Genomic DNA, 7,211 nt, shown 5'->3' with positions numbered 1-7,211 from the left:
AACGACAACACCCCCGCCACATAAGCAGCAGCAACCTCACCCACCGAATGCCCCACCAAAACATCAGGCACCACACCCCACGACACCACCAAACGAAACAACGCCACCTCAAACGCAAACAACGCCGCCTGCGTCACACCCGTCTCATCCAACCCCACACCCGAAAACACCACCTCCCGCAACGACAACCCACCACCAACCCCCAACCCATCAAACCCCTCACACACCTCATCAAACGCCTCCGCAAAAACCCGAAAACGCCCATACAACTCCGCACCCATCCCCACCCGCTGCGCACCCTGACCACCAAACAAAAACCCCACCCCACCCGACACCCCAGCCCCAGCCCCAGCCCCAGCCCCAGCCCCAGACACACCAGACGACACACCAGCCAACCCAGCCAACAACTCCGCCCGACCACCACCCACCACCACCACCGCACGATGATCAAAAACCGCACGGGTCGACGCCAACGACCACCCCACGTTCACCGGATCCCACTCACCGCCCCCGGCCAAGAACGCACCCAGCCGCTCCGCCTGAGCAGACAGCGCACCAGCCGTCCGGCCCGAAAGTACCCAGGGTGTGACGGGGGGCTCGGCGGAGGGCTCAACGGCATCCCGGGGCACCTCGGGAACCGGTGCCGGCGACTCGGCCACCACGACATGGCAGTTGGCGCCGCCCATTCCGAACGAGCTGACACCGGCGATCAGTTGGGCGTTCTCGGCGGGCCAGGTGCCGTACTCCTGCTGCACGGCCAGGCGCAGGTCGTCCAACGGGATATCCGGGTTCGGCGTGCGGTAGTTCAGGCTCGCCGGGAGCCGCCGGTGCCAGATGCTCAGCGCGACCTTCAGGAAGCCGGCGATGCCCGCCGCCCCTTCCAGGTGGCCGAGGTTGGTCTTCACCGATCCGACGCGAAGCGTGCGGCCGGATCCGGCGGTGCCGACCACCGAGCCCAGAGCGGCGGCCTCGATCGGGTCACCCACCTTCGTCCCGGTGCCGTGCAGTTCGACGTACTGCACGGCACCGGGGTCGAGCCGGGTGTTCTCGTAGGCCAGCTGGAGCACCTCGCGCTGCGCCTGCTCGTCCGGCGTGGTCACGCTCGCCCCGCCGCCGTGACTGACGGCGCCGCCCGCCACCACGCAGTAGATCCGGTCCCCGTCGGCGACCGCGCGGGCGAGCGGCTTGAGCACGACGGCCCCGCCGCCCTCGCCCCTGACATAGCCGTTGGCGCGGGCGTCGAAGGTGTGGCAGCGGCCGTCCGGGGACAGGCCGCCCCACTTCGTCGAGATCACCGATGTCTCGGGAAGCAGGCTCAGGTTGACCCCACCGACGATCGCCGACTCGGACTCGCCCCGGCGCAGGCTTTCGCACGCCAGGTGCAGGGCGACCAGGGAAGAGGACTGCCCGGTGTCGACGACGAGGCTCGGGCCGGTGGCGCCCAGGAAGTACGACAGCCGGTTCGCGATCATGCCCCGCTGCACGCCGGGCATCGTGTGCTGGGTGCTCTCGGCGACGGCGTCCCGGTAGACCAGGCGCGTGAAGTCGTCCCAGATCGACCCGACGAACACCCCGACCCGGCGCCCGCGCAGCACATCGGGCCGCACCCGGGCGTCCTCCAGTGCCTCCCAGCCGAGTTCGAGCATGAGCCGCTGCTGCGGATCCATCATCGCGGCCTCGCGCGGCGACAGGTGGAAGAACGCCGGATCGAAGTGGTCGACGTTCTCCAGGAAGGACCCCCACCGGGAGTTCATCCGGCCGGCCGCCGCGCGGTCGGCGTCGTGGAAGGCAGCCGCGTCCCACCGGTCCGGGGGCACTTCGCCGATCGTGTCGCGGCCCTCGCTCAGCAGCGTCCACAGCTCCGCGGGCGTCGATGCCTGGGAGAACCGGCAGGACATGCCGACCACGGCGATCGCGTCTGCCGCGTCCGACGGAATCTCAACCCTGGAAAACGTCGTGTGGTGCACAATCTTCCCCTTCTGTGACCCGGGAACGGGCATGGCGGACTGCGTCGCGAACAGACAGGACGCGTTGTGGCGGTGCGGTGAGGTGAGGCGGGACGGCGGTCGGCGCCGTGGGCGCTGCTATCCGGGCACGGGCCCGGTCACGGGTGCGTTCTCCGGTTGGCCCACGGCGGACAGCGTGCTGTCCAGTTCGCGCCGGTCGATCTCGATGCCGAGGGTCGTGGTGATCCGCGAGACCAGGAAGTACACGCCGACAAGGCCGATGACCTCGACGATCTGCCGGTCCCCCCGGTCCCGCCGTACGCGTTCCAGCAGGCCGGCGTCCACCTCGGCGCCGGCCGCCGTCTCCGCGACAAGGGCCAGCAGGTTCTGCTGCGGGCGATCGAAGCACGACGCGGCGAGGTCGTGCGTGCACAGCGCGGCGAGCTGGTCGGCGGAGATGCCGAACTCCGCGCCGAGCTGCTCGTGCTGCGCCCAGACGTAGTCCGAGCCGAAGCGCCGGGAACTTGCCAGTATCACCAACTCCCGGTCGGCGTCGGTCAGTTCACCCTCCGTGAGCTGGGTGAAGCCGATGTTCGCCACGGCGGTGAGCAGGGCGGGGCTGTGCCCGAGCATGCGGAAGACATTGAGCAACGACGCATCCTGCGGGTCGCCGTAGATCGGTGTCGGCATCCGGAATTCGCGGTCGAACTCCGGGTAGGGGATGCGGGCCACGAGGGTTCCTTTCAGGTGGTGCGGAGGACAGGCCCGGCGAGCCGCAGGGTGCCGGCCAGCAACTCGCCGACGGCCTCGGTCTCGGTCAGGAAGCCGTCGTGCCCCTGCCGGGAGCTGATCACTTCCAGCCCATGGCAGCCGGGCAGCTTCTCGGCGAGCTCGCGCTGGAGCCGCAGCGGGTAGAGCCGGTCACTGTCGATTCCGGCGACGACCGTCGGCACCGGACAGCCGGCCAGCGCGGCGTCCACGCCGCCCCGCCCCCGGCCCACGTCGTGACCGTTGAGTGCGCAGGTGAGCACCACGTAGCTGCCCGGGTCGAAGCGGTCGACCAGCTTGCGTGCCTGGTGGTTCAGATAGCTGTCCACGGAGGCCAAGGGGTGGCCGGCGCGCTGCGGGGCGTTGCCGAAGCGTTCGTCGAGATCGAGCTCGGTGCGGTAGGTGAGGTGGGCGATCCGGCGGGCCACGGCGAGCCCGGCCGTCGGACTGCGTCCGGTGCCGTGGTAGTTGCCGCCCTGCCAGTCGGGGTCGCCCGTGATCGCTGCGATCTGCGTGCTCTGCGTGCCGATCTGGTCGGCGGTCGCGCGCGCCCCGACGGCCAGTACCAGCGCCGCCCCGACCCGGTCGGGGCAGCCGATCGCCCACTCCAGCGCCCGCGCCCCGCCCATGGAGCCGCCGGCCACCGCGGCGAACCGCCGGATGCCCAGCGCATCGGCCAGTGCCGCCTCGGCGGCCACCTGGTCGCGGACGCTCACCTGAGGGAACCGGCTTCCCCACACGCCGCCTTCGGGGTGCGGGGAGGCCGGACCGGTGCTGCCCCGGCAGCCGCCGAGCACATTGGCGGCGAGCACGCACCAGTGCCCGGTGTCCACCGCGCACCCCTCGCCGACCAGGCCCTGCCACCAGCCGGGGGTGGGCCGGCCGGGCCCGGCGGGCCCGACCACGTGCGCGTCACCGGTCAGCGCGTGCAGCACCAGGACCACGTTGTCCCGGGCCTCCGTGGGGGTACCCCAGCACTGCACCTCCAGGTGCACCTCGGGCAGCACCACTCCCGACTCCAGGGCCAGCGGTCCCACGTCGATGACGCGCGGCCGGCCGTCGGGCGGCGGCATATCCACCCGGCGTCCGGACCGCACCAGGTCGACGGTCACTGTGCTGTGGCGGCGAAACCTGCGCGCAGGTCCGCCAGGATGTCGTCGATCGCCTCCAGGCCGACGGACAGTCGCACGGTGGAGGGGGTGACGCCGGCGGTGAGCTGCTCCTCCGTGCTGAGCTGCGCGTGGCTGGTGGTCGCCGGGTGCAGCACCAGCGACCGCACGTCGCCGATGTTGGCCACATGGCTGTGCAGGGTCAGCGCGTCGATGAACGTGGTTGCCGCCTTCTCCCCGCCGGCTATCTCGAAGGCGACCACGGCGCCGGTGCCGCGCGGGGCGAGCCGCACTCCGCGCTCGTACCAGGCCGAGGAGGGCAGGCGCGCATAGGCCACCGAGGTCACGTCCGGCTGCGCGGCGAGGAACTCCGCGACCGCGGTGGCGTTCTGCACATGGCGCTCGACCCGCAGGCTCAGCGTCTCGATGCCCTGCCCCAGCAGGAAGGCGCTGAACGGGGCGAGGGTGGGGCCGAGGTCGCGCAGCAGCGAGACCCGCGCCTTGATCGCGTAGGCGGGCGGGCCCAGCTCGGCGTAGACCAGGCCGTGGTAGCTGGGGTCCGGGGTGGTGAAGTTGGCGAACCGGCCGGAGGTCCAGTCGAAGGTGCCGCCGTCGACCAGCACACCGGCGATCGCGGTCCCGTGTCCGCCGAGGTATTTCGTCGCCGAGTGCACCACGATGTCGGCGCCGTGGCGCAGCGGCTGGAGGAGGTAGGGCGTGGCCACCGTGTTGTCGATGAGCAGCGGAATGCCGTGCTCATGGGCTACCGATGCCACCCCCTCGATGTCGAACACGTCGTTACGGGGGTTGGAGATGCTCTCCCCGAAGAACGCCTTCGTGTTCGGCCGGACCGCGGCCCGCCACTGGTCCGGATCGTCCGGGTCCTCGATGAAGGTCACCGTGATGCCGAAGCGGGGCAGGGTGTGCTGGAACAGGGTGTAACTGCCGCCGTAGAGCCGTGGGCTGGTGACGATGTGATCGCCGGCGGTGGCCAGGTTCAGCACCGCGGTGGCCACCGCGGCCTGCCCGGAGGCGAGCAGCAGCGCGGCCACGCCGCCCTCCAGCGCCGCGATGCGCTGCTCGATCGCGTCCTGGGTCGGATTCATGATGCGGCTGTAGACGTTGCCGGGCTCCTCCAGCGAGAACAGCGCCCGCGCATGCTCGGTGCTGTCGAAGGTGTAGGAGGTGGTCTGGTAGATCGGCAGCGCCCTGGCATCGCCGGCCTCCGGCGCGTACCCGACGTGGATCTGCTTGGTCTCGAAGCTCCACGCTTCCGCGGGGTCGGGATGGTTGCCGTCGTCGGGTCCGGCGTTGGCGTCGTCGAGAATGGGCACAGCTTTCCTCTCGTACGGAAGAAGAACGTGGATTGATCACGCGAACCGCGTGGGGTCACCTGGACCGGCCGGCATTCCCCGTGCTGGATTCAAGGGGAAAGGCGAGGAGCAGATCGCGCTTCGGCTTCGCTCAGAAAAAGATGTTAACGAGGCGAATCGAAGTTCAACAGGCACGTTCTGTGTATACGTGAACGGGGGCCGCGACACATGAACAGAACCTTTCAAGAACATGACACTGTTCATGCAGGATTTACAGACGGGCAAGCGGGCCGGCACGCACGCTGAGCAGAACTCGCCACCGCTCACATCCGATTGCGGCAAAAGATACGCGACGCGCGTAGAAATCGGAGAGCCGAGGGCCTTCGAACCGTCGGTGAATAATGTGGTGATTCCACGCATTCACGAGTCCTGGCGCTCACGAGATCGCGCCTAAAGCCCAGCACAACAACAGAACCTAAAGCCCGGCACAACAACAGATGCTGTCGGGCATTGTGCGGGAAAACACACAGTCGGGCAACTACCCATTTCGCCTGGGCATACAAGGCGGCGCGGCAGCTGGGCGGTGCGCGTACGCTCCGCATACGCGCACCGAAGGCCGCCGGTCCGGCCTCCGAGGAGCCCGGGTTCTTGCAGGTCAGATCGCCGGTGTGCGCCGGGCCGGGAAGTCTGGCGCCGGATCAGACCGCTTGGCTCCGGCGCTGTTCCATCTGGTCGGCCAGCTCCAGCCAGCGTTCCGCGCAGCGGCGTACGAACTCGGCGACCGAACCCGCGCAATGGGCCGGTACTTCGTCGAGCAGCCTGGCCTGTTCCTCCGTGCCTGCTGCCTGCCGGTGCAACCACCGCAGCAGCAGCCGGCCCGCTTCGGTGAACCGGAGCGCCGGATCCTTGGCCAGACTCTGGAGGAGGACGTCGAGGCTTTCCTGACTCGGCATCTCCTCCTGCGGGCGCCGTTCGGCCTGCCCGGCGGAATTCCGCTGGCGGGGCGGTACGGGGTCGTCACCCCGGTCGAGCCTGCGGCGTACGTCGAGGACTGTCGCGGGGGACAGTCCCACGAGGCCGGCGATCCGGCGCAGTGAGGCACTCGGATCGCTCGTCATCAGCTCCCCGGCCAGCCGTCTGCTTTCGGCGCTGCTGATCGGCCGCACCCGGCCGTCCCGGCCGACCCGGCTGTTCGACCGCTGCTGTTCACCGGTTGAACGCTGTCGCATTTCCGCCACCGTACGCGCGGACAGTCCCGCGCTGGCCGCGATGGACCGGTCCGACCAATGGGGGTGCGAGTCGACGATCCGTTTCGCGGCGACCATGCGCTCCATTCTGGACAGCAGCATGCCGTGCGTGGTGTTGGCTTCGACCGACAGCACATAGGCGTCCTGCGCACTGCCGTTGAAGAACCGCACCGCGATGTCGTGCTCCCCGCGCAGCTCAGCGGCGCGCAGCCGGTGCGCGCCGTCGATCACTCGCATCGTTGACCGGTGCACCACGATGGGCGGGAGCTCGGCGCCGGATTCGGCCAGTACGCGGCAGTGCTCGGCGTTGGCACCGTTCAGCCGGGGCGAATCACCCGTGGACAGCGCGGTGATCGGCACTCTCGTCGGGGGCGTCAGGCCGGCCTGCGCCACGCGGTCCGGGACCGCGTCATCGCGCGACTCGCCGGCGGGCACCGATACAGACAGAGCCGTAGGGGTCGTTGCCATCTCGTCGTCCATGATTCAGCACCCACCGGTGCGACCGGACGACCCCCGTACGGGCAGGCTTGCTCGCGGACAGCCGCGAACAATTGTCGCGCGCCACCGATCCGCCACCTTGGCAAGCAATTGATCCCCCTGGCCTCATTCGCCCATGCCGACCACACCGGCAAAGCGGAACCACCGGAAGTGGGCAAGGTGCGTCCTCGCGATACACACGTACTTGGCGTACACCTTGACCACGTCACCTGGAGCCGAACATACACTTCCGCTGCGGACGCCTGTCAACTGCGAAAAGGCTGCCGGAGTTCCTGGTTCCGGGGATACCGACAGTGACCGTGAACAGGGCCGCTTTCGCCTTGAGGGTGT

Annotated in this window: 5 protein-coding genes; all 5 read right to left on the bottom strand. The window is 69.3% G+C overall.

Features of this window, described 5'->3' with window-relative positions; genetic code table 11:
• The coding region (locus ACLJWH_RS28350) for a type I polyketide synthase (RefSeq protein ID WP_411144603.1) at window positions 1-1,967 on the bottom strand (1,967 nt) is incomplete at its 3' end.
• A gap of 117 nt (window positions 1,968-2,084) precedes the next feature.
• Window positions 2,085-2,678, bottom strand: coding sequence for a carboxymuconolactone decarboxylase family protein (locus ACLJWH_RS28345; RefSeq protein WP_411144602.1), 594 nt, complete (start codon window positions 2,676-2,678; stop codon window positions 2,085-2,087).
• An 11-nt stretch (window positions 2,679-2,689) separates the two neighbouring features.
• On the bottom strand, window positions 2,690-3,787 hold the full coding sequence (locus ACLJWH_RS28340) for a homoserine O-acetyltransferase (RefSeq protein WP_411144613.1): 1,098 nt from the start codon (window positions 3,785-3,787) through the stop codon (window positions 2,690-2,692).
• A gap of 35 nt (window positions 3,788-3,822) precedes the next feature.
• Window positions 3,823-5,157: a bifunctional o-acetylhomoserine/o-acetylserine sulfhydrylase gene (locus ACLJWH_RS28335; RefSeq protein WP_411144601.1), complete on the bottom strand. Its 1,335-nt coding sequence runs from the start codon at window positions 5,155-5,157 to the stop codon at window positions 3,823-3,825.
• A gap of 677 nt (window positions 5,158-5,834) precedes the next feature.
• Window positions 5,835-6,851: a ParB/RepB/Spo0J family partition protein gene (locus tag ACLJWH_RS28330; RefSeq protein ID WP_411144600.1), complete on the bottom strand. Its 1,017-nt coding sequence runs from the start codon at window positions 6,849-6,851 to the stop codon at window positions 5,835-5,837.
• Window positions 6,852-7,211 lie beyond the last annotated feature (360 nt).

Source organism: Streptomyces sp. x-80 (genome assembly GCF_046549095.1).
Classification (GTDB): domain Bacteria; phylum Actinomycetota; class Actinomycetes; order Streptomycetales; family Streptomycetaceae; genus Streptomyces; species Streptomyces celluloflavus.
Note: the sequence above shows the minus strand (reverse complement) of the source record. Positions and strands in the feature narration are given on the sequence as shown.

Coding starts and splice junctions, on each gene's coding strand:
- ACLJWH_RS28340 (WP_411144613.1), bottom strand. CDS start 3,787: ATGCCGCCGCCCGACGGCCGGCCGCGCGTCATCGACGTGGGACCGCTG.
- ACLJWH_RS28330 (WP_411144600.1), bottom strand. CDS start 6,851: ATGGCAACGACCCCTACGGCTCTGTCTGTATCGGTGCCCGCCGGCGAG.